This window comes from Binatus sp. (SeqCode) (assembly GCF_049584895.1).
Classification (GTDB): Bacteria; Desulfobacterota; Binatia; order Binatales; family Binataceae; genus Binatus.
Genome location: NZ_JBAUYR010000114.1, coordinates 1 through 25273, shown reverse-complemented (window position 1 = coordinate 25273; position 25273 = coordinate 1). Strand labels below are relative to the sequence as shown.

The 25273-nt window shown below is 60.2% G+C and carries 26 protein-coding genes and 1 pseudogene; 13 read left to right on the top strand and 14 right to left on the bottom strand.

What is annotated here, in order from left to right; all coding sequences use genetic code 11:
- The coding region (locus WB650_RS19850) for an acyl-CoA dehydrogenase family protein (protein WP_423961737.1) at nucleotides 1-613 on the top strand (613 nt) is incomplete at its 5' end.
- Nucleotides 614-874: 261 nt separating this feature from the next.
- A pseudogene (locus WB650_RS19845) lies at nucleotides 875-2054 on the top strand (ammonium transporter).
- A gap of 21 nt (nucleotides 2055-2075) precedes the next feature.
- Here WB650_RS19845 and WB650_RS19840 read toward each other — a convergent pair.
- From WB650_RS19840 to mrdA, 4 genes are all read right to left on the bottom strand, one after another.
- Complete coding sequence (locus WB650_RS19840; protein WP_423961735.1) at nucleotides 2076-2441, bottom strand: VOC family protein; 366 nt, start codon at nucleotides 2439-2441, stop codon at nucleotides 2076-2078.
- Nucleotides 2442-2568: 127 nt separating this feature from the next.
- Nucleotides 2569-2814 (bottom strand): hypothetical protein, encoded by a 246-nt coding sequence (locus WB650_RS19835; protein WP_423961734.1) that lies wholly within the window; start codon nucleotides 2812-2814, stop codon nucleotides 2569-2571.
- 20 nt (nucleotides 2815-2834) lie between these two features.
- Nucleotides 2835-3938 carry a rod shape-determining protein RodA gene (gene rodA, locus WB650_RS19830; protein WP_422307726.1) on the bottom strand — a complete coding sequence of 368 codons (1104 nt, stop codon included), beginning with the start codon at nucleotides 3936-3938 and terminating at the stop codon, nucleotides 2835-2837.
- A gap of 21 nt (nucleotides 3939-3959) precedes the next feature.
- Entirely contained in the window at nucleotides 3960-5840 is a 1881-nt protein-coding gene (gene mrdA, locus WB650_RS19825) for a penicillin-binding protein 2 (RefSeq protein ID WP_423961731.1), read from the bottom strand.
- 263 nt (nucleotides 5841-6103) lie between these two features.
- Between mrdA and WB650_RS19820 the strand changes: the two genes are divergently transcribed.
- Nucleotides 6104-6595, top strand: a complete 492-nt coding sequence (locus tag WB650_RS19820; RefSeq protein WP_422307730.1) for a hypothetical protein — start codon at nucleotides 6104-6106, stop codon at nucleotides 6593-6595.
- Between the two features lie 148 nt (nucleotides 6596-6743).
- Here WB650_RS19820 and mreD read toward each other — a convergent pair whose 3' ends face one another.
- The 3 genes from mreD to WB650_RS19805 form a co-directional block, all read right to left on the bottom strand.
- Nucleotides 6744-7268 (bottom strand): rod shape-determining protein MreD, encoded by a 525-nt coding sequence (gene mreD / locus WB650_RS19815; RefSeq protein WP_422307732.1) that lies wholly within the window; start codon nucleotides 7266-7268, stop codon nucleotides 6744-6746.
- A 5-nt stretch (nucleotides 7269-7273) separates the two neighbouring features.
- Nucleotides 7274-8122 (bottom strand): rod shape-determining protein MreC, encoded by an 849-nt coding sequence (gene mreC, locus WB650_RS19810; RefSeq protein WP_422307734.1) that lies wholly within the window; start codon nucleotides 8120-8122, stop codon nucleotides 7274-7276.
- 322 nt (nucleotides 8123-8444) lie between these two features.
- On the bottom strand, nucleotides 8445-9485 hold the full coding sequence (locus tag WB650_RS19805) for a rod shape-determining protein (protein ID WP_422298727.1): 1041 nt from the start codon (nucleotides 9483-9485) through the stop codon (nucleotides 8445-8447).
- 223 nt (nucleotides 9486-9708) lie between these two features.
- Here WB650_RS19805 and WB650_RS19800 point away from each other — a divergent pair, with 223 nt between their 5' ends.
- A complete protein-coding gene (locus WB650_RS19800; protein WP_422307736.1) occupies nucleotides 9709-11625 on the top strand; it encodes a SurA N-terminal domain-containing protein in 1917 nt (638 codons plus the stop codon).
- A 34-nt stretch (nucleotides 11626-11659) separates the two neighbouring features.
- The gene (locus WB650_RS19795; RefSeq protein ID WP_422307738.1) at nucleotides 11660-12508 is read left to right on the top strand and encodes an alpha/beta hydrolase; all 849 of its coding nucleotides are present in this window, start codon (nucleotides 11660-11662) and stop codon (nucleotides 12506-12508) included.
- A 17-nt stretch (nucleotides 12509-12525) separates the two neighbouring features.
- Here the strand turns inward: WB650_RS19795 and WB650_RS19790 are convergent, their stop codons facing one another.
- On the bottom strand, nucleotides 12526-12846 hold the full coding sequence (locus tag WB650_RS19790; RefSeq protein WP_422307740.1) for a hypothetical protein: 321 nt from the start codon (nucleotides 12844-12846) through the stop codon (nucleotides 12526-12528).
- Nucleotides 12847-13257: 411 nt separating this feature from the next.
- Between WB650_RS19790 and WB650_RS19785 the strand changes: the two genes are divergently transcribed.
- The 3 genes from WB650_RS19785 (at nucleotide 13258) to WB650_RS19775 (ending at nucleotide 14508) form a co-directional block, all read left to right on the top strand.
- Entirely contained in the window at nucleotides 13258-13716 is a 459-nt protein-coding gene (locus WB650_RS19785) for a YbjQ family protein (protein WP_422307742.1), read from the top strand.
- Nucleotides 13717-13787: 71 nt separating this feature from the next.
- A complete protein-coding gene (gene trxA / locus WB650_RS19780) occupies nucleotides 13788-14120 on the top strand; it encodes a thioredoxin TrxA (protein ID WP_422298737.1) in 333 nt (110 codons plus the stop codon).
- Nucleotides 14121-14169: 49 nt separating this feature from the next.
- Nucleotides 14170-14508: a HEAT repeat domain-containing protein gene (locus WB650_RS19775; RefSeq protein ID WP_423961727.1), complete on the top strand. Its 339-nt coding sequence runs from the start codon at nucleotides 14170-14172 to the stop codon at nucleotides 14506-14508.
- 9 nt (nucleotides 14509-14517) lie between these two features.
- Here the strand turns inward: WB650_RS19775 and WB650_RS19770 are convergent, their stop codons facing one another.
- A complete protein-coding gene (locus WB650_RS19770) occupies nucleotides 14518-15123 on the bottom strand; it encodes a CvpA family protein (RefSeq protein ID WP_423961725.1) in 606 nt (201 codons plus the stop codon).
- A 99-nt stretch (nucleotides 15124-15222) separates the two neighbouring features.
- On the opposite strand from WB650_RS19770, the gene asnS reads away from it, so the two are divergent.
- Complete coding sequence (gene asnS / locus WB650_RS19765) at nucleotides 15223-16521, top strand: asparagine--tRNA ligase (protein ID WP_423961723.1); 1299 nt, start codon at nucleotides 15223-15225, stop codon at nucleotides 16519-16521.
- 167 nt (nucleotides 16522-16688) lie between these two features.
- On the opposite strand, the gene WB650_RS19760 is transcribed toward asnS, so the two are convergent.
- Genes WB650_RS19760 through WB650_RS19750 form a run of 3 tightly spaced genes read right to left on the bottom strand, consistent with a single transcriptional unit; the run spans nucleotide 16689 to nucleotide 19674 of the window.
- Complete coding sequence (locus WB650_RS19760; RefSeq protein ID WP_422307748.1) at nucleotides 16689-17183, bottom strand: hypothetical protein; 495 nt, start codon at nucleotides 17181-17183, stop codon at nucleotides 16689-16691.
- 7 nt (nucleotides 17184-17190) lie between these two features.
- Entirely contained in the window at nucleotides 17191-18024 is an 834-nt protein-coding gene (locus WB650_RS19755; RefSeq protein WP_423961722.1) for a phosphoadenylyl-sulfate reductase, read from the bottom strand.
- Nucleotides 18025-18054: 30 nt separating this feature from the next.
- Complete coding sequence (locus tag WB650_RS19750; RefSeq protein WP_422307752.1) at nucleotides 18055-19674, bottom strand: nitrite/sulfite reductase; 1620 nt, start codon at nucleotides 19672-19674, stop codon at nucleotides 18055-18057.
- A gap of 131 nt (nucleotides 19675-19805) precedes the next feature.
- Between WB650_RS19750 and WB650_RS19745 the strand changes: the two genes are divergently transcribed.
- The 3 genes from WB650_RS19745 to WB650_RS19735 are packed head-to-tail and all read left to right on the top strand — an operon-like array spanning nucleotide 19806 to nucleotide 20765.
- Nucleotides 19806-20240 (top strand): RrF2 family transcriptional regulator, encoded by a 435-nt coding sequence (locus tag WB650_RS19745; protein WP_422307754.1) that lies wholly within the window; start codon nucleotides 19806-19808, stop codon nucleotides 20238-20240.
- A 19-nt stretch (nucleotides 20241-20259) separates the two neighbouring features.
- The gene (locus WB650_RS19740) at nucleotides 20260-20523 is read left to right on the top strand and encodes a hypothetical protein (RefSeq protein ID WP_422307756.1); all 264 of its coding nucleotides are present in this window, start codon (nucleotides 20260-20262) and stop codon (nucleotides 20521-20523) included.
- Nucleotides 20511-20765: a hypothetical protein gene (locus tag WB650_RS19735; protein WP_423961719.1), complete on the top strand. Its 255-nt coding sequence runs from the start codon at nucleotides 20511-20513 to the stop codon at nucleotides 20763-20765. Before WB650_RS19740 ends, WB650_RS19735 begins: the two co-directional genes overlap by 13 nt.
- Before the next feature lies 1 nt (nucleotide 20766).
- Here WB650_RS19735 and WB650_RS19730 read toward each other — a convergent pair whose 3' ends face one another.
- On the bottom strand, nucleotides 20767-22941 hold the full coding sequence (locus WB650_RS19730) for a VOC family protein (RefSeq protein WP_423961717.1): 2175 nt from the start codon (nucleotides 22939-22941) through the stop codon (nucleotides 20767-20769).
- Between the two features lie 24 nt (nucleotides 22942-22965).
- On the bottom strand, nucleotides 22966-23952 hold the full coding sequence (locus tag WB650_RS19725; protein WP_423961715.1) for an LLM class flavin-dependent oxidoreductase: 987 nt from the start codon (nucleotides 23950-23952) through the stop codon (nucleotides 22966-22968).
- Between the two features lie 504 nt (nucleotides 23953-24456).
- On the opposite strand from WB650_RS19725, the gene WB650_RS19720 reads away from it, so the two are divergent.
- The gene (locus tag WB650_RS19720) at nucleotides 24457-25206 is read left to right on the top strand and encodes a hypothetical protein (RefSeq protein WP_423961714.1); all 750 of its coding nucleotides are present in this window, start codon (nucleotides 24457-24459) and stop codon (nucleotides 25204-25206) included.
- Nucleotides 25207-25273: the final 67 nt, after the last annotated feature.

The window sequence follows — 25273 nt, the reverse complement described above, 5'->3', positions numbered from 1 at the left end:
GCTGGTCGATATGAAAGCACCCGGCGTGACGGTGCGTCCGCTCAAACAAATCACCGGCGACAGTGAGTTCAACGAAATCTTTTTCGAAGACGTGCGCGTCCCCAAGGAAAACCTGCTCGGCCCGATGAACATGGGATGGCAGGTTCTCGTCTCGACCCTGATGCACGAGCGCTTCGGAATCGGCGAGACGCTCGGCGGAACGGAGCAGGTGCTGCATCAGCTGGTTCAGATCGCGAAGTCGGTGCAGCTGAACGGACGCCCGGCGATCGAGGACAACGATATCCGTCAGCAAATCGCGCAGTTCGCAATCGAAGCGACCGCGAAGAAATACAACGGCTTGCGCAGCCTGTCGAAGCGTTTGAAGGGTCAGCAGCCAGGACCCGAAGCATCGATCTCCAAGCTGCTGTCGACTGACCTCGGCCAGCGGATGACCAAGTTCATCACGCGCCTGCTCGGCGAGTACGCTCTGCTCGAGCGCCACACCCCGTTCGCCCCCGAAGGCGACTGGATGCGCCGCATACTGTCATCGGAGTCGATGACGATCGCGGGCGGCACTTCGCCGGTGCAAAAAAACATGATTGGCGAGCGCATCCTGCAACTCCCCAAGGGCTGAGCGCCACACAATCGAACGCTCGCGAAGAGGCGGTTCATTTGAGCCGCCTCTTTTTTTCGACTATATCGCAGAGTTTACGTACGCTTGGAGGCTTGGAAGATGGTCCGTAAATCGATCGGCGCGCTCTCGCCAATCACTCTGTTCGTGATCGCAGCATTTTTCCTGGCGGATGCGACGCCTGCCTCTGCGGCGGTTCCCGGCGTGCAAAAATTCGACGGGACCGACACAGCATGGCTGCTACTCTGCGCCACGCTGGTTTTGATGATGACGATCCCCGGACTCGCGCTTTTTTATGGCGGGATGGTGCGGCGCAAGAACGTACTCTCGACGTTGATGCAGAGCTTTATCCTGGTCGCGATCGTATCGATCCAATGGGTGCTCTTCGGCTACAGCCTCGCATTCTCGCCGGGCAGCGCATTCATCGGCGCGCTTTCGTGGGCGGGACTCAACGGCGTCAGCGCCTCGCTGCCGTACGCCGCGTACTCGGCGACCGTGCCGCATCAGGCGTACATGATCTACCAGTGCATGTTCGCGGTGATCACGCCCGCACTTATCACCGGCGCGATCGCGGAGCGGATGTCGTTCAAAGGCTTCCTGGTTTTCAGCCTCATGTGGATCACGCTGATTTACGATCCGCTCGCGCACTGGGTGTGGGGCGTCGGCGGATGGATTCACGAGATGGGCGCGCTCGATTTCGCCGGCGGCACTGTGGTGCACATCTCGTCGGGGGTCGCCGCGCTCGCCGCCGCGCTGATGGTCGGTCCGCGGCGCGGTTATCGGCACGAGCCAATGCCGCCGCACAACCTGACGATGACCGTCACCGGCGCGGGATTGCTGTGGGTCGGATGGTTCGGCTTCAACGCGGGAAGTTCGCTCGCCGCCGACGGCCTGGCGGTGTCCGCGTTCGTCGCGACACATCTCGGCGCTTCGGCTGCGACATTGACATGGGTCGCGGCGGAGTGGTGGACCGGTGGCAAGCCTACCGTGCTCGGCGCGGCGAGCGGCGCGGTCGCGGGACTGGTCGCGATAACTCCCGCGTCAGGCTAACGTCGGCCCCGGCGCGGCGATAATCATCGGCGGAGTCGCGGGCGCACTCTGCTACACGGCGGTGCGGATGAAATCGCGATTCGGCTACGACGACGCGCTCGACGTGGTCGGCGTGCATGCGGTCGGCGGAATATGGGGCGCACTCGCGACCGGATTGTTTGCGAGCGCGTTGGTCAATGCGGCCGGCGCCAACGGACTCTTCTATGGAAATCCGCGCCAGCTATTCATCCAGGCGACCGCAGTCGTCGCGACGATGGCGTTCTCGTTCGTCGGCAGCACGGTTCTGCTGAAAGTGACCGACGCGCTGGTCGGGCTGCGCGTGATCGACGAATCGGAGCAGGTCGGACTCGACCTCAGCGAGCACGAGGAAGCCGCCTACGCTTTCGAAGCGTGATGAACGCTTGCGATTAAGCGATCATGCTCGGGTCAGAAGCTCGAGTACGTGGCCGTTGGGATCCTTGAAGTAGACGCCGCGCCCACCGCGCCGAGTGTTGATCTGCATATCCTCTTGCGAGAACGGACCGCTCCCGTACGGAATGCCGGCCTCTTTGATTCGACCGAAGATCGCGTCGAACTCAGCGTCGCCGACCTGGAAAGCGTAGTGATGCATCTCGAAACGGTCCCAGTTGTCAAAATCAAGCGTCAGGGTTTCGTTGATTCTGACCGGCGCAAAATGACCCATCGCTCCCTCGTATTTGAGGCCGAACATCAGCGCGAAGAACTTTGCCGAAGCGTCCTTGTCATGCGCCGGTACGATTGTGTGATTCAGCGTAATAGCCATAACTCGCCTCCGTCTGGGGTTGACGCGTTTATTGTCGACAGCCGCCTCATCCACTTTGTAAAGTATTCCCTTTTGAAAGTAAGTCAAGCGATCACTTGCTTAATGATCGCGTCGGCGGCGGGACGCGCTAGCGCTGCATTGCCTGGAAGATCATTGGGCCGGCTTCGGCCATCATCTCACCGAGGATTTCGTTTAGCGGCTTGCTCGGCATTGCGAGCTTTTCGGTGAGCGATTTCATCACCGCCAGGTAACTCTGTTTCATCTCGGGGCTCATCGATTCGAGCCTGACGTTTTCCATCAGGTCGACGAACCGACGCTGAACTTCGACGATCTCGAGGTCGACGGGATCGGTGAACTTTTTTTTGGGAGCCACAGACTTACCTCGCAGGAAACTCAGAACAGGTAGCGGCGGGTGTTGATGCTGATGAGGATGCCCATCGCGGCCATCATTGCGATCAGGGACGAGCCGCCGTAACTCACCAGCGGCAGCGTGATTCCGACCACCGGCAGCATCCCGGTCGCCATCCCGATGTTGATTGCGACCTGCCAGAAGACGATCGCGGTCAGTCCGACCGCGAGCAACGCGCCGAAGCGGTCGCGTGAGTGCCTCGCGATCCATGCGCCGCGCGCGATCACGCTCGCATACAATCCGAGCAGGAGCAGCGCGCCGGCGAGGCCAAACTCTTCAGCGAATACCGCGAAGATAAAATCGGTGCTCTGTTCGGGCAGAAAATTCAGCCGCGCCTGCGTGCCTTTCAGAAATCCTTTGCCGGTCGGGCCGCCGGCGCCGATCGCGATTTCAGATTGGATGATGTGATAGCCGGATCCGAGCGGGTCGGCTTGCGGATTGATAAAGCTGACCAGCCGCTGGCGCTGATACGGCTTGAGATAATGCCAGCTAAGCGGAGCCGCGAGCATCCCGGCGATACCCAGAATCGCCATCGTGCGCCAGTTCAGACCCGCGACGAAAACCAGCGTGATTGTGATCAGCACAAGTACCAGCCCGGTGCCGAGGTCCGGTTGCTTGAGCACGAGTGCGGCGGGCACGCCGAGCAGGATCAACGGGACGATCAAATGCCGGAAGCCCCATCCGCCCTTCGGCGGTTCCTCGCGCAGATAACGCACCATCACGAGCACGACTGCGAGCTTGGCCAGCTCAGACGGCTCGAGATGAAAGAAGCCGAGATTAATCCAGCGGCGCGATCCACCGGTGGCGTGTCCTGCGACCATCACTGCGATCAGAAGTCCGACCACCATCACATAAAACGGATATGCGTAGGACTGCAGCGCCCGGTAGTCGACGAGGACCGCGAGCAGCAACGCGCCGGTACCGACCGCGATCCAGACGAACTGGTGAATCACCAGCGGATCGATAATCTTATGCCCGCCGTACGACGCGCTGATGACGCTGACCAGCCCGATGCCTGCCAGCGCGAGCACCAGCGTGAACAGCGTCCAGTCGAAATGAAGTATTGCTCTGCGATCGCCGGCCGCCATCAGGGCCGCACTCCTGTCATGCTAGTTGTTGTCGAGCACGCGCGCGATCGCGGGTGCCGGCGGCGGCGGATTGATCTGGAAGTAGCGCTGGAAGACGTCGTGAATCACGGGCGCCGAGGCGCTGCCGCCATGGCCGCCGTGCTCGATGATACAAGCGGCCGCGATGGTCGGATGATCCTTGGGCGCGAACGCGATGAACCATGCGTGATCCTTGTACTGGTCGGGCATATTCTTGTCCTCTTCCTCCTCACTCTCGCCGCCACCTTTGCTGCCGACGACCTGCGCCGTGCCGGTTTTGCCGCATACGATTACGTTGTCGAGATGCGCTTTGTGCGCGGTGCCACCGGCGCCGTTTACGACGTCAGCCATCGCGTCCTTCACGTCCTGGAGCGCGTCGGGATCGATCTTCATCCGGTTCTCGACGATCGGCGGATACGACTTGGCGATATTGCCGTCGAGACCCTCGACGTACTTCACGAATTGCGGTTTATAGCGGATACCGCCGTTGGCAACCTGCGCCGCGACCTGCGCCATCTGGAGCGGAGTGGTCGCGACGTAGCCCTGTCCGATTGCGACCGAGAGCGTTTCCGCGGGATACCATCGCTCGTGGTAGCGCTTCTGCTTCCAGGCCGACGACGGGATGGTGCCGGGATTTTCATGATCGAGATCGATGCCGCTCTTGATGCCGAGTCCCATCAGATTGGACCACTTCGCGATTCGATCGACGCCAAGCTTTTCGCCGACGTTGTAAAAATAGACGTCGCACGAGCGCACGATCGCATCGTGCAGCTCGATAGTGCCGTGCCCCTGATGACGCCAGCAGTGATACTCGCGCCCGCCAAACCACATCCCGCCGGGGCAGTTGTATTCGGTTGCAGGTTTCAGCGTGCCTTCCTGGAGTCCCGCGATCGAATCGACAATTTTGAAAGTCGATCCCGGCGGATAGATTCCCTGGATGACGCGATTCTGCAGCGGATGGTTCGGGTCGGTCATCAGCTCCTTCCACGCCGACGCTTTCACGCCGCCGCCGAAGATGTCGGGGTCGAAGGCCGGATGCGAGACCATCGCGAGCACGTCGCCGTTTCGCGGATCGATCGCGACGAAGGCGCCGTTCTTCCCCGCCATCGCAGTCTCCGCCGCCTGCTGGAGATTCAGGTCGATAGTCATGACCAGGCTTTGGCCGGGCGTGTCGGCGATTTCCTTCAGCACGCGCAGCCGGCGCCCGACGGCGTCAACTTCGATCTCCTGTCCGCCCGCGTTGCCGCGCAGAAAACTTTCCCACACGCGCTCGAGTCCGAATTTTCCGATCTCGTCGCCCATGTGGTAGTCCTCATGCGCTTTGAGATCGGTGACGTTGACTTCGCCGACGTAGCCAAGCAGATGTGCGGCGAGCTGTCCGTACAGGTAATGCCGCGCAGGCGTGATCTGCAGACTGACGCCCGGCAGATCGAGCTGATGCGCCTCGAGTGCGACGACTTGCTGCCATCCGAGACGCTCGGCGACGGTGATGGGCTCGTAAGGTGGGCGGCCCGCCTGATCGGCGTCGGAAATTTTGTCCGCAATATCGTCCGCGCCGGTGTAGCGCGCGAGGCGCTCGATCGTCAGCGAAAGATTGTCGGAATCCTCGGGCACGATTTGCGCGTCGAACGACGGACGCGTGTCGACCAGCGGACGATGATTGCGATCGAAGACCAGTCCGCGCGGCGCGGGGACGCGCTGCAGCCGAATCCGGTTGCGATCGGCCATCTCGACATTTTCTTTGTGATGCAGAACCTGCAGGTAGTACAGGCGCACCGCGACCAGCGCCAACACCGCGAACATCATGACGGTCAACGACACGATTCGCGGTTCCAGCAACGGAACCCGCTGATTATTGCTTCGAGGAATGTGGAACTTCGCCACTGATTGTTCCCGACTGCCCTACAATCTATTCGCGGAACGACCGAGGAGGCAATCCCATGGCTGTTCGCTGCGGGCTTCCGGATTGGCGTTTTGACGGGCATAGCGGCAGGGTTGACATATCAGTCCAATGTATTGTTGCGAAGTTGACAGATAAACAACGTTCTGACTTGATTTCGAATTCAGCCAGTGATTCGGTCTCCAGCCACCGAGCGGGAAGAATCACAGGCTGAAGCCTGTGCCACTTCAGAAGCATGAAGAACTCTTTGGACCGACCGAAACTTCCACCGTCGCTTCGGCATCAACTGGTCGAAATCGAGCCGAGCAGGGAGGGCGCGGTAAAGTATTTTCCTTGCGATGTTGTGCTGAAGACCGGGGAGAGGGTTGATTGCGTCTATCTCATCTCGTTGGCGGACTACTTAAAGCTGTGGAGATTCTACCCGGATCGGGGTCGCGATAAGGGATATCTCGAGGTGGAGGATATTGCATCGATCGCCGACAGCCGCTTTCGCCTGCCGGCGAAATTCGCGAACATACTTCATGCATGCGGCGAGTCGGGGATGGGATACATCATTTTTACGGTGGAGTTCAGAACCGGCTTCAAACAAGCGTATGTAACGGGAGACGTCGGGGACGACTTCGTTAGATATCCTGACGGTCTTGGCAAGGAAGATGTAGTAGGCGTTACGCCTCACGCAGGGCGCGATATGGAACACATAAACGGCCAGAAATACAGTTGGTGCGTGTTTTCCGAATGAACAACCGCGCTTGCCACTCGCCTCGGCCAACGGAAGAAAGACCGATAGTTATGCAAAGGTCGCCTTGCAGGGAAGGAATTCGGGATTCTTCGCCGCGGCGGCTCTGAATGACACAGGGAAGGGGTCGCTATTGGTGGAGCAACACGGATCATCGATCGCGGACGGTTCTTTCGCGGGACGAGGCTTCGGTCATTCCGGTCAGGCGCTTGGTTGCGGCCAACATTGCGAACACGAAAGGGGCGATTATTGCCGTGATGAATGCCTGGAGCGTCAGTCCCGGGAGCATCGGGCCGGTGCTGGAGAGGGCGCCGAAGCCGTTTGCGATGGCGATGGTGCCGAGCGAAGTCACCATTACGCTGAAGAATACCAGCGTCGCGCCGACGCCCGCGTTCGCCACCATCAGCCGCGTCGAAACCTCGTAGCTCACCAGGAATACCATCGTCATCATGAAGGCGTTGAGCCCCGGATGCGAACCGGCCAGCGCGTCGGTCGCATAGCCCATCGCGAACGCCAGTATCGCGGGCAGGACGCCGTGATGGCGCAGGCCGAGATCGACGGCGAATATGATGATCAGATTTGGAATCAACGATCGGACCGAGACGATGCGAGCGCCGGCGGACTCAAACGCTAATCCCAACACTACGAAAATCGAGAACAGCAGGATGAGCCGCAACCGCGTCAGTCCTTGGCCTGATCGTCGAGATGGGGCGGCGGCTGCGTCAGGATCAGCACCTGCTCGAGCTGGCGGAAATCAACCGCTGGAGCGATCTTCACACCGAGGAAAAGTCCCGCACCGTCGCGGCGCACGTTCGCGATGGTTCCCACCAGCAGGCCGCGCGGGAAGATTCCATCGAGGCCGGAGGTCACGATGGTGTCGCCGGTGCGGATGTCCTGCGAACGATCGGCGTATTTCAGGATCACTCCGTCGTCGACCAGCCCGGCCACGATTCCGCGCGCGCGGGTGCGTTGATCGAAGCCGTCGAGTGCGGAGTTGTGATCGTTGATCAACAGAACGCGTGACGCATTCGGACTGACCGCGATAATTTTGCCGACCACGCCCTGGTTGGCGAGCACCGCCATCCCGGGACGAAGTCCGTTGTCCGAACCCGAGGCTAGAATCAGGGTGCGCGAGATGCCGTTGGCGTCGCTGCCGATCACGTTGGCGGCGAGGGCGTTGGTTCCCAGCGCGTCCTTGAGCTCGAGCAGTTCGCCGAGATGTCTATTTTCGACTTCGAGCTCCGCCAATCGGGCTTGATCGCTCTTGACCCGCGCGAGCTCGATTCGCAGGCGCGCGTTTTCGTCGCGCACATGGACCAGGTCGACGTAATCGCGCGTAATCGACGAAGCGCCGTCGCTAAGATGGGTGAACGCACCGGTGACGGGACTGATGACTTCGAGGAATGCGGATTCCGGACGCGCGGCGAGATCACCGGGATGTACGCCCGTCGAGATCAGATGAAGCGACAAAATTAGCAGCACGCCGCTGGTCAGCAGCACGCGGTTGCGCCAGAGAAAGGTGCTTCTCATCTGGGGTTCTCTAAATGAACGCGAGCAGCGCGCGAATCAGAAGACCGGAACCGGCTCCGCTGGCGCGAAGCTGTCCGAGGTGCTTCCTCAGGTCGCCTTGCTCCCATCGTCAGCATGACAAACGCAGAAATTGCGAAGCCGTCTGGAAGCCCACTTCCTCCCGTCGCGTTGCTCGCGTCGTCGGGATGACACAAAGAGTGATCGCGCGAATATTGTGCTATTGCGAACATCGTGGATGATGCCGGCAACCTAACCCCTAACCCCTTTTTTTCGGGCCTCGCGGGAAGGGGGACCGGAATGGGGGGCGCTGCGCGATTTCTGATTAGTCAACGGTGACGTCGCGCAGCAGCGACAGTTCGTCCAACACCTTGCCCGCACCCATCACGACCGCGGTCAGCGGATCGTCCGCGAGCGTGACCGGCAGCCCGGTCTCCTCGCGCAGCAGGACGTCGAGGTTGCGCAGCAACGCGCCTCCGCCGGCGAGCACGATTCCCTTGTCGACGATGTCCGACGCGAGTTCCGGCGGCGTGCGTTCGAGTGCGATTCGCACCGACTCGACCACTTGCCGCACCGGCTCCATCAGCGCCTCGCGAATCTCCTCGTCGGTGATCTCGATAATCTTGGGCACGCCTGCGACCAGGTCGCGGCCCTTGATTTCCATCGTCTGAATCTCGTTGCCGGGGTAGGCCGACCCGATGGTGATCTTGATCAGCTCAGCGGTGCGTTCGCCGATCAGCAAATTGTACTTGCGCTTGATGTGCTGGATGATCGCTTCATCCATCTTGTCGCCCGCCACCCGCACCGAGCGCGAGAAGACGACGCCGGCCAGCGAGATTACAGCAACCTCGGTGGTGCCGCCGCCGATATCGACGATCATGTTTCCGGCTGGCTCGGTAATAGGAAGTCCTGCACCAATCGCGGCCGCCATCGGCTCCTCGATCAGATAGACCTCGCGCGCGCCTGCCGATTCCGCCGATTCGCGCACCGCGCGTTTCTCGACCGCGGTGATTCCGAACGGCACGCAGATGACGATACGCGGGCGCGGACGCACCAACGTCTTGCCCGAGTGAATTTTCTGGATGAAGTACCGCAGCATGTTCTCGGTGATCTCGAAGTCGGCAATGACGCCGTCCTTCAGAGGCCGAATCGCGACGATCGAGCCCGGCGTACGTCCGAGCATTTTCTTTGCCTCGGATCCTATCGCCAGCACGCGCCGCGAGCCGCGCGAGTCCTTTTGCACCGCGACGACCGAGGGCTCATTGCACACGATGCCTTCGCCCTTCACATAGATTAGGGTGTTGGCAGTGCCGAGATCGATCGCCAGATCGTTGGAAAACCAACCGAAAATAGAATTAAGGACCACGTGTTTCTCCCCTCGCCTGCCCGGTTCAGAACTGATGCCGGTACCAAGCCCCGGCTCTACTACCACCCCAAGACGCGGCCCAAATATTGAAGAATTTCCGGCGGCAATCGTTTGGGTCCGTCAAACTTAACCGCAGACAAGAAGCTACAGAGGATCGACAGAGCAAGCAAGTAACCGGGTGCAATTGCGCACCGAAAAGGCACTAAAGTATGATGGCTATTCAATGTTAGAAGGAATTCGGCGTTACCAATATTCGTGGCAGGTGCAAGTGCCCTTCGCCATCCTGGCGATTATCATGGCCTTTTGGGGCTTTGGCGGCGGCGGCCTGTTCGGCAGCATCCATCCCATCGCGACCGTTAACGGCCAGAAGATACTGGGCGATCAGGTCGATCGCGAAGCCGAGCAACTTCGCGCGGCGGTGCAACAGATCTACGGCGCCAACGCGCAAGCCGTGCTCAAGAACATCAATATTCGCCAGGAAGCCGTCGAGCGGCTGATCGAGGAACAGCTGATTGGCGATGAGGCGCGCCATCTCGGCATCAGCATCAGCGACGTTGCGCTGCAGGATAAAATCACCAAGGAGACCGCCTTTCAGCGCGACGGTCAGTTCGACTTCGACACTTACCAGGACGTGCTGCGCGCGAACAATCTGCTGCCGGCTGAATATGAGACCGCCGAGCGCGATCGGATGATTGCCGACACGCTGCGCAACATGATCGACAACGGCGTGCAGGTGAGCGACGACGAAGCGCGCCACGCCTACAATCTTGCCAACGAGAAAATCGGGCTGCGCTACGTAGAGTTCGCTTACAGCGATTTCGCCGCAAAGATTTCGCCGACTGAAGCTCAGATCGCCGACTACTACAAAAAGAACTCCGAGCAATTCCGCGAGCCGGAACGCATCAAGCTGTCCTACGTGCATTACGATCCGCTGGTGCTGGCCGCCAAGTACACGCCGCCCGACAGCGAAATCGAGGACTACTACAAGCGCAACGCCGTCGCGCGGTTTAAGCATCCCGAAGAGGTTCACGCCCGCCACATTCTGATCGCGGTGCCCGCAGGCGCGTCCGACAAGGAGAAAGCCGCTGCGAAAGCCAAGGCCGAGGACGTACTGAAGCAAGCGCAGGCGAAGGGCGCAGACTTCGCAAAGCTGGCGGCGAAATATTCGGACGATACATCGAACAAGCTCGAAGGCGGCGACCTTGGCACCTTCGGCCGCGGCCAGATGGTCAAGCCGTTCGAGGACGCGGTGTTCGCGATGAAGCCGGGACAGATCTCGATGGTCGAGACGCACTTCGGCTTTCATATCGTAAAGGTCGAAGCGTCCACGCCGGCGCATACCGACACGCTGGCCGAGGCGAAGCCAAAAATAATCGAAGAGATGCGCACGCAGGCGGGAGCGAAGCTCGGACGCGAGGCGGCGCAGGAAGATCTCACGTCGGCGATTGCGGGCGCCAAGCTCGAGGATCTCGCGAAGAAGCGCGGAATCGAGGCGGTCGAGACTCCGCTGTTTGCGCAGGGCGAGCCCGCCGGCGGCCTCGAGCAGGATCGCGACTTGATACAGTCAGCGTTCAAGCTCGACGCCGGGCAGGTCGCACTCGTGCCGGAGCAGGGGGCGCCATACGTGATCAAGCTGCTGGTGCGGCAGCCGTCGCGAATTCCGCCATTGAAGGAAATCGAAGCGCAGGTGCGTGAGGCGGTGATTCGCACGAGCGCCCAAGCGCAGGCGAGTCAGCAGGCGCAAAAGATTCTCGCGACGATCAAGAGTCCGGCGGACTTCGACAAAGCGGCGGCCTCGAACAAGCTCGCAGTTAAAAATGTCGATCCGTTTGTGCGCGCCGACCGCAGAGTCCCCGGTATCGGAGAATTTCCCGAGGTGACCGACGCGGCCGCCGCCGTGCCGGTGATTCCCGGCGTCATCGCTCGCGTGATGGAGAGCTCCGGCAATTCGTATTTATTTGAAGTCACCTCGCGCGCCGAGCCGACCGAGGCCGATTGGAAGACCGCGCAGAAGGCGTTCCTGCAGGAATACGTCGAGCAGCGGCGCGCGCAGGCATGGACGCGGTTCCTCGATTCGCTTAAGGATCAGGCGAAGATCCAAATCGACAGCGATCAGCTGGCGGCCGGGTCCTCAACTTAAAGGAGCACGCGCTAGTCGCGCAGCAGAGCAAAAAATGAAATCAGATTCCGAGGAGCCTCCATCGCGCCACGCAGCGGGCGTCGACACCAACGAGTTTTTCTTTCCTGGAATTGGCACCGGCGGCGCAGGCGTAAGCGCGCTTCTGGTTCACGGTCTCACCGGAACGCCGTTCGAAATGCGCTACCTCGGCGAGCAGTTGGCGGCGCGCGGCGTGCGGGTGCGCGGCATCAAGCTGGCCGGTCACGCCGGGATGCCTGAAGAACTGGGCCCTGTCAGTTACGACAATTGGTACGAGAGCGTCGTCAACGGCCTCGAGGAGCTGCGGCAATACGGCGAGCCGATCGTCGCGGTCGGACTATCGATGGGCGCGGTGTTGTCGGCGCGGCTCGCGGCGGATCAAGGTGAATCGGTCGCTGGACTTGCGATGCTGGCGCCGGCGTTTTTTCTGACGACCTCAACCAGTCTCGCGCTGCGGGGATTGCGCGGTGTGCTCGGTTCGCTCACCGAAAGCATTTATCTGTTGAATCCCGGCTCGTCTGACATTCACGACGCCGCCGCGCGATCGTTCCATCCGAGCTGCCGCCTGATGCCGCTGTCGGCGCCGATGAAGCTGCTCGACCTATCGGCGCTGGTGAGGCCGATGCTATCGCGTATCATGCAGCCCGCCCTGGTCATGCATGCTCGGCGCGATCACACGTGCCCGATGCGCAAAAATGTCGGCTACGTGATGAAGCATCTTGGCAGCGTCGAGAAGCGCGCGGTCGAGCTCGAGGACAGCTACCACGTGATCACGGTGGACAGTGAGAAGGAGCGCATCGTCGATGAGGTCACGGCATTCGTCGAGCGATTTCGCATTGCTCCGCAAACCCGCGCCGTCGGCTAGCGTCGCGGTCGCGCCGTTCAGCTCTGCGCGACGTAATATTCTTCGAGCAGGTACTTCACGTCGGGACGGCCGAGCACCTCGATGAAGCAGATCTCGTCATTGGAGTTCAGATCGATGATCACCTGGCCTTCGATCGATTGCAGCTCGACGTAGTTGGCGACCTTCACTTCGGCGGCGGTCGCGAAGCTCGCGCAATTCTCGTCGCCGCAATCGCAGACCGATTCGATCCGCGCCGCGCGCAGCTTTGACTCGAGCGGATCGGCCCCCTGCTGCTTGAGCAGACAAACCATCTCCTCGAGCAGGTCGGGCAGTATGTCGTTCATCATCGGCGCAGGCATAGAGCCTCAAGGGTAGTGGATTCCGCCCGCAGATCAAGTGCGACTCGCGCGCGGGTGGTTTCCTGGTTTGAAAATGCTGCGAGTTGAGGCGGATCGCATAGATGAAGCACCAGGGCTAGGAACAACCTGCGTCTCCGTGCGCGCAAGCCCACCAAACGAACGCAACAATGGCTGGCCAAAACATCGCTAGAGGCGCTCCGGTCAAAAACCACAATCCGCGAAGTCGATAGCGGAAGAGCGCGATTGCTACCAATATTCCCCAGAGCGCGGGCAGCGCGACCGTGAACAAGAATTCAACTCGTGGTGCCTCCACTCCATTGAACCAGTACAAATTAATGATCGGTCCCGCGAAAGCGGCAGCGGCTACCAAAAGCGAACCCGTTAGAAGCAACCTGAATCTGCGCAGCTCTTGTGAAAGCCCAGGGTTATGCGTTTGTTGATTCAATCATTTCCTCGACCGAGCATAGCCGATCGGTCATCCCGAGCGCACGATTGGCGCTGGCGGCGGTGCGGCGGTATCGTCGCGTGATGGACGAGCAACTCGACAAGATTCTTGTCACCACGATGAACGACGTGCCCGGCTACGAGATCGTCGCGGTGTATGGCGAAGTGTTCGGGCTTATCGTGCGCGCACGCAATGTATTCTCCAACTTCGGCGCGAGCCTGCGCACTCTCGTCGGCGGTGAAGTCGGCGGCTACACGACGCTGCTCAGCGACAGCCGCAATCATGCGATCGAGCGGCTGCGCGCGGCGGCCCTCGAGAAGGGCGCCAACGCCGTGGTCGCGATGCGCTTCGATTGCAACGAAATCGCGAACCTGATGAGTGAGATCGCGGCCTACGGCACCGCCGTCACCATCCGCAAGAAATAACCCTGCCTTGACTGCGTACCATCCCGTACTTATCTTTCAATTGCGGCTGATCGCACAGGAGAATAGTTACGATGTCCAGCGACAAAATCGTTCACGTTACCGACGCGAGCTTCGACCAGGAAGTTTTAAAGTCGTCGACCCCGGTGTTGGTTGATTTCTGGGCTCCGTGGTGCGGGCCGTGCCGCGCGATCGCGCCGATCCTCGACGATCTTGCCGGCGAATACGACGGGCGCCTGAAGATTGCGAAGATCAATGTCGACGACAACCCGCAGACTCCCGGCCGCTACGGCGTGCGAGGCATTCCCAATCTGCTCATCATCAAGGGCGGGCAGGTCAAGGAACAGATCATTGGCGCGGTGCCCAAGGGCAGGCTGGTCCAGGCGGTCGACAGCGCTATCGCGTAAGCGCGACCGACAACAAAAAATCTGAGTCCGCTTTTGTTTTTAAAATAAGGTGCGTACACCGCGCTCAGAAGTTCCGCGCCTGCTCGAATTGAGCAGAGACGGCGATCACCGGATGCGGCGCAAGGCCATTCAGGCTCTGTGCCCGTGTGAAGTTAAGAGTCACGATCCACAGATTTGGGATCGATTTCTGGAAATGGCTGACGATCCCGATCCTCACGTTCGCCGCTGGATTGTTCACGTGCTTTGCGACGGCTCGCCATCGATCTACGAGACGCGCATACTCGCCGTCCTCGAGAGGTTTCAGAACGATCCGGATGAGCGCGTGAAAAGAAGGGCCCGCAAGGTGCTCGCAACTCATCGGCACTCGGGCACGCTAAACGTCCTCTAGCCTTTCCGATCACTTCGAGGAGGGCGAGGGCGACGCAGCCGGCGACGCTTCATGGTCCGCGACCTTCACCGCATTCTGAACCCAGTATCTCATCAGGTCGTCGCGATTGCGCTCGTACTCAAGCTTCGCGTCGCCCGGGATGTATCCCACCAGCATCTCGTTGTACGCCAACAGCATCGGCACCATTTTCGAATCGCGTAGCAGAGCCGCGTCGGGCGGCATAACAGCCGCCATCAGCATCACGGCCAGTCCTGCGAAGACGCCGGCGACGCCCGCGCCGAGCAGGCCGCCCGCCAATCGATCAAGCGGGCTCAGGTGAACGACCTGCGTCAGACGAATCGCGAACGAACCGATAATTTCCACCGCCGCGAAGATCAAGGCGAAGACCGCGACGAAACCGATTATCGCGCCGACCGTGTGCGACGATCCGAGCTGCGTCTCCGCGAATGCCCCGGCCTTGTTGTAGTAGAACGACGCGCAATAGATGGCGGCCGCCAGCGCTACCACCGACGTCAACATCCTGAGCGCGCCCCGTTGCAGTCCGTAGATTGCTCCGATCGCGAACAGCGCGATCGCAGCGTAGTCCAACCCGTTCAGCCCGCTGATCGCGTTCATCCGCCCTTCCTCTCCACCTCACGAGCCTAGCTGATGAAGGCGAAGCGCGCGACGCGCCCGCGCTCCTGTACTTACGCGGCGATATGCTTAAATGGGCACATGGCGCGAGTTTATATCGAAGAACTGTCGCATCACGTTGGAAACGAAGTGACGCTCAAGGGATGGCTCGCGGGCAAGCGCTCGAGCGGCAAGATTCATTTTCTCCAGGTGCGCGACGGCACCGGCGTTTGCCAATGCGTCGCGTCGCTCTCCGATCTCGGGGCGGAGAGTTTCGCGGCGGCCGATCATATGGGACAGGAGACCTCGCTCGAAGTGACCGGCATCGTGCGCGAGGACAAGCGCGCGCCCGGCGGATCCGAGCTGACGATGAAGTCGATCGAGATCGTGTCGCCGGCGACCGACTATCCGATCACAAACAAAGAGCATGGCGTCGCATTCCTGCTCGACAACCGCCATCTGTGGATTCGATCGTCGCGCCAGCACGCGATTCTGCGCATCCGCAGCGAGGTGGCGTCGGCGTGCCGCGATTTTTTTCATGAGCGCGGCTTCGTCCTGTTCGACGCGCCGATTCTGACTCCCACTTCATGCGAGGGCACCACCAACCTGTTCGAGCTCGACTACTTCGGCGAGCGCAAGGCGTACCTGACGCAGAGCGGACAGCTCTACGCGGAGGCGGGCGCGCTCGCATTCGGCAAGGTGTACTGTTTCGGCCCGACGTTCCGCGCTGAGAAGTCAAAGACGCGGCGGCATCTGACTGAATTCTGGATGGTCGAGCCGGAAATGGCGTACTGCGACCTCGCCGGCGACATGGAGCTGGCCGAGCAATTCGTGTCCTACATCGTAGGTCGGGTGCTCGAACGCCGCAGCGCTGAGCTGAAAACACTCGAGCGCGACACGACCAAGCTACAAGCCGCCGCGCAGCTTCCGTATCCACGCATCAGCTACGACGAAGCAATCGAGCGGCTGAAAAAGAAAGGTGTCGCAGTCAACTGGGGCGACGACTTCGGTGGTGATGAAGAAACCGCGCTGTCCGAGGAATTCGATCGCCCCGTGATGGTGCATCGCTACCCCACCGCGTGCAAAGCGTTCTACATGAAGCAGGACCCGACGCGTCCCGACGTCGCGCTATGCGTCGACATGCTCGCGCCGGAAGGTCACGGCGAAATAATCGGCGGCGGCCAGCGCGAAGATGACTACGAAACCCTCCGCACCAAGATAACCTCGCACGGCCTGCCACTAGCTCCCTTCGAATGGTACCTCGACCTCCGCCGCTACGGCTCAGTCCCCCACGCCGGCTTCGGCATGGGCCTCGAGCGCATGACCGGCTGGCTGTGTGGAATCCATCACATCAGAGAGACAGTCCCCTTCCCGCGAATGATGGAGCGTTTGGAACCATAGAGGGGCTGGTGGATGAGACGCGCGAGATCCTTCGCATAGCTCACGATGGCGGAAAAGGATGGATTCTGTCTGGTCATTTGTTCTGTGTCATTCTGAGCGGAAGCTGCTGTAGCGAAGAATCTCGACGGACGCTCTAGCGGCCGGCGCCGGCAACCCTCGACTCACAGCTACCTGTTTAGGTCTACTTCGAGGCTTTCTACTCGGACGCCTGCTTGCTCGAAGCGGATTACTAGCTGGCAGCCGCTGGTTTTTAGCGTTAGGGAGTAGGCGCCGGGACTTCTTTGCGACGATGTGATCTGCTCGACTGTTTGACCCTTCAGACTCGCTAGCGCCTTGTTTAGTTCGGCTAGGGATTGCGCCACTTCGCGGCCGCGGGGGGTTTTCAGGAATAGGGCGTTCAGCGATAACTCTGCGGCGGGACCGAATAGGCGTCTTACTCGGCCGCTGGTTAGTGCTACTTCTACGATCGCACCTAGTCTTGGTTGTAAGTCCGGGGGGACCTCCAGCGACTCAATTGCCGTCTTGAGTGTCAGGTAAACCTCGCGGGCTTGTGGGTCGGTGGTGGCGTCTAGGAAGGCCTCGATTTGCGGAATCAGGATATCGTGCTGCAAGCTGTCGAGCGTTATCGATTCGCCCGGCTGGGGCTGGTCGTCGCTCGCCATCGCCGTCCTAGGACTTGGTGCCGCCTTCGTTTTGACCTAGCAGCGACGCCAACTCGTGCTCGAAGCCGCCGGTCTCGATTGCGCAATGCATCCCGCATTCTTTCGGAGCGCCTGTCTCCCACCACCATCTGCCCGCGCGAGCGTCCTGGCCCTCACCTACTGCGCGCGTGCACGGAGCGCATCCTATGGACTTATAGCTCTTGTCGTATAGCTCGTTGTAAGGCACGTCGTTGGCGCGGATATAATCCCAGACTTCTTCGTCAGTCCAATCGGCCAGCGGCGCAAGCTTTACGATGCCGCCGTGGTCGTGGTCGATTTCGATTTTGCGGATATTCGATCGCGTCGCCCACTGGTCGCGCCTGAGTCCCGTGACCCATGCGCTGTAGTTCATCAGTGCGCGCCGCAGCGGCAGCACCTTGCGCACCTGGCAGCACAGCAACCGCAGGTTGACGTCGTTGTAGAAGAGATTGTTGCCGTGCCGGGTAACCATCTGCTGCACGACCGCGGTGTCGGGCATGAAGACTTCGACGTTGATACCGTAGCGCGTGCGATACTTATCGATTACGTCATAGGTCTCTTGCGGCATCCTGCCGGTATCGATCGTGAACACGCGGATGCGCGGATCGATCTTATGCGCCATGTCTATCAGCGCGCAGCCGTCAGCCTGGAAGCTGCAACAAATCGCAAGTTCTTTGCCGAACCTCTCTATTGCCCATGCAAGGACCTCTTGCGGCTCCTTGTCGTCGAGCTCGACCGCGGCTTCGCCCGCCTCGAGCTCGTCCATGATAAGGCTGAGCTCAGGCGCTTCGGGCTCTTCGTTGAATTGGGTTCCTGCAGCCATGACGAAATCCTTGGGGCGCGCGCTACCCGGTCATGCGGCGGCGTCGGCGCCGGTTGCGTTTCCATTTGCGATCGAAATCAGCTCGGCATCAGGCGTGCGCACGCAAAAATGCGAGAACGTCTCATCAGTCTCGCGCCGTTCGAGATAAGTCCCGAACAGCCGCGACAGGTAGTCCTCGACCAGCGGCGACGGCACGCGACGCACGATTGGCTTGCCGATAGCCGCATCCTTGCCCAACCCGCCGCGCAGGATAATGTCGAACGACTCGATTGGCTCGCCTGCCGGCCCGCGGCTGGTCGTGCCCTGCAGCCCGATGTCGCCGGTCCAATGCTGCGCGCACGCATGCGGGCATCCGTCGAGGTTCAGCTTGAGGCCGCCGACCTGCTCGCCGAACTGATTCACCAGCCGCTCGATAATCGTCGCGAGCTTGGTCTTGGTGGGAGTGACGGCGTAGTTGCAATGCGGATCGCCGATACATCCGATCGACGACGCATAAAGTCCGTTCGCCTCGAGCGGAAAACCAATGGCGCCCACTTGCGCGATCACGTCGTTGAGCCGCGTCGCAGGAATTCCGCTGATGATGAAATTCTGCCGCCGCGTCAGACGAATGTCGCCGCCGAATGACGCCGTCAGCGCCGCAATCTCGCGCATCTGCCGCCCGCTCATCAACCCAAGGTAAACCGGGAAGCCGACGTAGTTGAGTCCGGCCTGCTTCTGCCTGTGGATACCCATGTGATCGCTCTCGGTCTCTGGAATCGGCATCTCGGCCAGATTCTCGAGCGCGTACCCGAGCTTCGCTTCGACCAGCTTGCGAAATTCCTCGGGGCCGTAATCGTCGATCATGAACTTGAGCCGCGCCTTGACCCGCGACATCCGGTACTCGGTGGTGCCCTGCCAGACGTCGATAGTCGCGCGCATCACCGGCATCGCCTGATCGCGCGTGATGAACACGCCGAGGTGCCGCGACAGCCGCGGCGTCGACGATTGCCCGCCGCCGACGCGTACCGCAAAGCCCTCGCGCCCATCTTTCAGCATCGCGATCAGCGAGACGCAGTTTATCTCGGGCGCATTGCACTGATGCTTGCATGCGGCGATCGAAATCTTGTGCTTGCGCGGGAGGTCCGAATACTCGCGATTGCCGTAGAAAAACCCCGCGGTCTCGGCAATCAGCGGCGTCACGTCGAAAACTTCGTCGGGGTCGACACCCGCCACCGGGCATCCCGTGATATTGCGCACGACGTCGCCGCATCCGCCCATCGTGGTCAGCCCGACCCCCTTGAGCTTCTCGAGAATCTCGGGAAATTTGTCGAGCGTGATGTAGTGAAGCTGGATATTCTGGCGCGTGGTCAACTCGCCCTGGTCGCGGCCGTAGGTCTCGGAGATTTCACCGATCGCGCGCAACCCTTCGGCGCTCAGGATGCCGCTGGGGATTTTGATCCGCATCATGAACGTGCCGATCTTCGGCTTGTCGTGGTACATGCCGAACCACTGGAGCCGCACGATATCTTCCTCGGGTAGCTTTTCGTACGAGGTCGTGGCAAGCCGGTCCCATTGGCCGGTCAGTTCGGTGGGAAACAGCTCACGCTTGAGGCGCTCGACCGAGTTGCGCTTCAGCACCATTTCCCACGATTGCGGTTCCCTCTTCGGCACGAACAAATCTCCTGCGAATCTAAAACGTAACTTAGGTGACTTACTTAGTCAATTAAGTAGATGACAAACCCGGTCGCTTATTCCCCTTATTGCTTAAAAATGTTAGATTCACACTGGAAATACTGAAAAAAATGAAGTTTGGCGTCGGCGTTGATTACTCCTTGAAGGCACTTCTGCTACTGGCAGAGCGCTATCCTACCAGTTCGCCAGTGCGTGTCGAGGAGATAGCCGACACCCAGGACATCCCCGAAAACTACCTGCGGCGGCTCCTGATTGAGCTCAAGCGCGGCGGTCTGGTTGCCAGTCAGAAGGGGCCGAGCGGAGGGTACATGCTGGCGCGGCCGCCGGCGCGAATCACGATGGCGGACGTCGTCGAGATTATCGAGGGCGAGTACACTCCCGTCGAATGCCTCGAAGAAAGCTCTGCCACCTGCCCGCGCGAGCAGCCATGCGCGATGCGCGATGTATGGCGCGAGGTCCGCGACTCCGTCAACGGCATCCTGCGGGGAGTCACGCTGCAAGCGCTCTCAGAAAAGCGCAAGCACGCCATCAACTACAGCATCTAGCGGAGCGGAAGCCCTCACCATGCATACATTCGCCGCGGCCGGCGCCGCATTCCTAGTCTGCGTACTCTGGTTCGATCTGATGTTCGACGTGCAGGTGCGAGGCCACTATGGCGAAGTTCCCGCAAATGCGCTGGCCTCGATCTCGGGCTACTACCGGCGCGTCACGCGCGAAGCATGGCCGATGAACCGGCTGATCGCAGTGGTGATGCTACTGACCATTCTCGTCATCATCCTCGAGATTATATTCGGCAGGTATCATTGGTGGATCGAATGCTCTCGCTGATCGCCGCCGCGAGCGCAATAGGACTCGCGCGCGTGCGCACGATTCCGAATGCCTCGCGCCTGGGCAAAGCGTCGGACTCACCTGAAGAGCAAAGCCGTCTCGCCCGCAGGATCTATAAGGATCACATCTACTGCCTCGCCGCGATGACGCTGGTGCTCCTGCTCCAACTGGGAGCGCATGGCAAGCGCTCGAGGCATCAGGAAGTGCCCGTGCCGACTACACCGCAATCGGCTGTGCTCTAAGCTAACGCCGCGGCGGCTGCCCGAATCCAAAATGGGTGCGCATGATATATTCCATGTTGTCTTTCGCGGGTGAGAAGTTCGGATCCTCCCGCATTGCGTCCTGGTAGAGCAAAATTGCTTCGTTGATACGGCCCGCCTGCTGTTCCATCAGACCCAGGTCGAACCAGGCGAATTTGTTGGTCGGAAAGAGCGAGAGCACTATCGCGTAGTCTTCCTCCGCAGATACCACCTTTCCCGCCCGCTGCTCCGCGAGTCCGGCCTGCAGCATCTCGTACCCGTGGACGCCGGGCGCTTCGGTAATCGGCCGCGCAATCGCAAACCCAATCAAAATCGGCACCACCGCAGCCGCCACGATTGTTATTGGAAGTGCGCGCGAATCCAGGTTCGCGGGCTCTCCTTCCGCCGTCCTGAAGTACTGGAATATCAGCCAACCGCCGAACAGCACGATCGCGATCAGGATAATCAACAGCAGGAGCGCCATGTCGGGAATTGCCAACGCCCGGATTGCCCACGGACTCAGATGGCGGCGCGCAAACAGGTCCTGAAGATCGTAGACGACCGGCGACGCGCTCGGCACGAACACCCATTTGTTGCTGGCGACGATTCCTGCGGCGATGCGCTTAACCTCGTTGCTGCCGACGTCAACGCTGACTCCTATAAGCTGCACCACGAATCCAATGAACACGACCGCCGCTACTGCGAATGCCGCCCGGCTCGGCGCGCGATCAACCGCCATCTCGAACGCAGGCAGTGTCAGCGGCATCAGCAATACAATCGACTCCAGCATGTACCGCGGGCCGTAGGATAAATCGCCGCTCCAGGTCTTGTTGGACGCAATCATCAACAGATGCGCTATCGCCGCGAGAACCAGAGTCGTCGTCTCCAGCGGCCAGCGGCGATAAGCCTTGCGGCCCACTGCTACAGCAAGAATTAGCGGTGGCGCGAAAAGAAAAACACTTAGGCCCGGACTGACAAGATAGCCGGCGATCGCTTTGGCGATCTGAACCAAGTCGAGCACGAAACGCGCTCGATCCTCCGTGTAGCCGAACTGAAGAACGCTCCCGAACCGCAGGTAGTTGAAGTACATCGTGCCGGCCACTGCGCAGATCGGACCAACCACGGCGAGCAGCGTCCGTCGCGTCATTCGCGGCCATCGATCAGGCAAATCTCGAACCAGCTTCCATGCCACCGCGACACCGTAAAGCCAAATGATGACCGCCGCGGGGACGGCGTCCGGCCGCGCCAATATCGCGACCCCGAGGCTCGCGCCTCCAAATATCGAGCTGCTCATCAGCTCACGGGGGCTTTTCGCTGAAAAGAACCAGAACGCGAGGATCACCATCAGCGCGTCCAACTCGTGCTGATAGAAATGGGTCGCCTCCGACATGACCAGGGTGCCGAACCCCGCCGCGATCGCCATCAACATCGCGGCACGCGGCTTCGGCGAAAGTTGGGTGCCGACCATGAACAGAACGGCGACGATCGCGCCGCCCGCAATTGCATTGACGATCAGCGCGGATGAGATTGCGAGCCGCCCGCCCCATCGCAGCGGCTGCTGCTCCGGCCCAACCGGAGGACCCGCAAGCTGGCCTCCGTTCAGCGATCCGAATACGTCGTCGAGTTTGATCCCGAGATACACGAACGGGATTGAGACCATCGGCAGGCCCGGCCCCTTTACCGTGTACCAATTTTTTCCGCGACCGAACCGCGCGTCCACCATCACCGGGATATCGATCGTATGCCTGAGGATCAGCGCCTGCGCGGTCTCCTGTTCCATCGCCTCGTCGATCGAAAAGAAATTGCCGGGATTGATGGCGTAATAGAAGCACGCGAAGGTCAGCAGCAGGAGCACCTGCGGCGGCCATTGCCTGAAAAAGCTGGATAGTCGCGGCCTTGCGTTGATTGCGTTCAGACGGCTCTCCCCCTTTAGCCGAACGCGCGATATCGTGATCGAGCAGATTATTACTTCGGGCTGCAGATCAAATCCACTCCGTTGCCGGAGGGATCGATCCACCATGTTCGCCATTGCTCCTTTCGCGCTGCGCTGGATTTCGCCTTCGAGCTTGCCGCCCGCATCGACCGCGCGTTTCACCGCCGCGTCGATATCTTCAACGGCAAAATCGAGATGGACTGGCGTCCACTGCCGGCGGTAGTCGCGAGAGATAGATCCCTGCACTAACTTTTGATTCGAGCGACATGGCTACACGTGCTTCAGCACCTTCTCGTACAGATCGCGCATCAGTTTTTCGTTCTGCCCAACCTCGCCGGTAAATATGATCTGCGACGTGCCCCAATCTTTCGCGCGCCGCTTCAACTCTGTGATGCATTCCTCGGGCGTCCCGATCAGCATCATAGGCGAAGCGAGTATCTCGTCCGCCGTCTGCTGGAACATCGACGCCATCATCTCGGCGGTCTTGCGCGATGCTTCCTTCGATTCGGAGATCATCGTCATGAAAACGAAGTTGCTGATGCGGACGGCGTCGGGCTTGCGGCCGTTCCGTTTGGCTTCGTCGCGAATGAAGCTGACCTTCTCGCGGAACGAATCGTTCGTCATCTTCCGCGCGACCTCCATCGAGATGTATCCGCGCTTGCCCGCATCCGGAACGACGTTTACGTAGTCCGCGTACTTCGCCGCGATGCGCAGCAGACCTTTGCCTCCGCCGCCAACGATTATCGGCGGATGCGGCTGCTGAATCGGCTTTGGCCATAGGATTGCATCCTTGAAATGATAGAACTCGCCGTCGAAGGTCGTCTTCTCGTTCTGCCACAGCGACAGAATGCAGGCCATCGCCTCGTCGAGCATCCGCAGCCGTTCGGTGATCGGGGGAAACGGAATCCCGCTCATCTTGAATTCCGTCTCAGTCCATCCCGATCCAAGTCCCGCGACCAGCCGGCCGCCGCTCAGATGATCCAGCGTCATCAGGCTTTGCGCCGTAATCGCGGGATGACGGAATAAATTGCAAAGCACGAGGTGCCCGACGCGAATCTTTTTCGTCGCGTCGATAACCGCCGCCGCCATCACGATATGGTCATAGGCCTTCGACTTCGGGTCCATCTGCTTGTCCGGACCTTCGTTCACGAGATGGTCGGGAAAGACGATCAGGTCGTAGCCGAGCGCCTCCGCGGCTTGAGCGTTCGCGCGATACTGCGCTGGTTCCAAATTTCCAAGCTGAACTCCGAATTCCATTGGTGCCTCTCGAAAAATGCGATTTGAGTTTTGGAGCCGCCTACGTTAGCAACCGGCCAACATTAAGGCACAGACTTTTCTGATCAAATTTTACGTGCAGGAATGCTTGATCAGCATTGACCAATTTGGCGGCACATCTTCTCAAACGGAGAGAAAAGGCGAGTTACGACTGCCGAAAATTGTAACAGTGGACCTGTGCAAACTTTACTCGTCATCTGCTCTTCTACGTGTGCTATTGCAGCATAAACCAGCAATTCGTTCGGTGCCGTATGTCACAGATGCCCACCTAATCATCAATGCTTGCTATACGGGACGTTGAATAGGCGGTTATAGAATGATTATCTTTAGTGTAGGGGTTGAATGGGATGATAATGTTGCGGTTTCGCCCAGCATATGCCTGCCGTTTGAGCCGATGCCCGCGCGAACTGTCGACGAAGGAGACCGATGACTCCAGGTATCGCGCAAGTTTCTACACGGAATAAGTTACAACCCAAACGTCCATCAATGTTCGACGCGCTAGGCGAATTTCGCGTTCCGCTCGAGGCCAGCGTCTACTGGCTCGGCGCTTTGTCGCATCCATGGCCGCGCGTCAATCGGCGCAATGCCCAAGTCGTCATGCTGATTCCAGGTTTCATGGCCGGCGACATGACGCTCGCGCCGCTGGCGAATTTTTGCCGATGGCTCGGGCATCGCGCCCTCTATGCCGGTATCCTCTCGAACTCCGAATGTCCGCGCGAGACGATGGTCAAACTGAATGCGCGGCTCGCTCTCGCCTACGAGAAATTCGATCAACCAATAGTGGTAATTGGCCAGAGCCTCGGCGGCGTCTATGCGCGCGAGATTGCCCGTGAGCACCCTGAAATGGTCGAGCGCGTGATCACGCTTGGCTCGCCGATTCGGATGCCACGTCTCCACGCGAACCTTGCCGTGCAAGCCGTCGCCCGCTCGATCGCCGCAATTCGCGGAAAGGCGAAAGGATGCCTCAGCGAGGAGTGCCAGTGCGGACTATTGCTGAGCGACGACTCGCCCGCCGACGTCCCGACCACGCACGTCTACTCGCGCACTGATGGCGTCGTGCACTGGGAGAGCTGCGTCGATCTTAGCGGCGCACCGACGGTGGAAAATGTCGAGGTGATGGGCAGTCACGTCGGAATGGGTCTGAACGCCGACGTCTACCGCGTAATCGCAGACCGCCTCGCAATGCCTCGCCGCTCGCGACTGCGTTCTGTCGCGTCACACGCCGCACGGATTTAGGGCGGAACGATTGAATGTGGGGCTCCTCGCCCCACGCCCACCGGCAGGGGTGACCCCTGCACCCAGT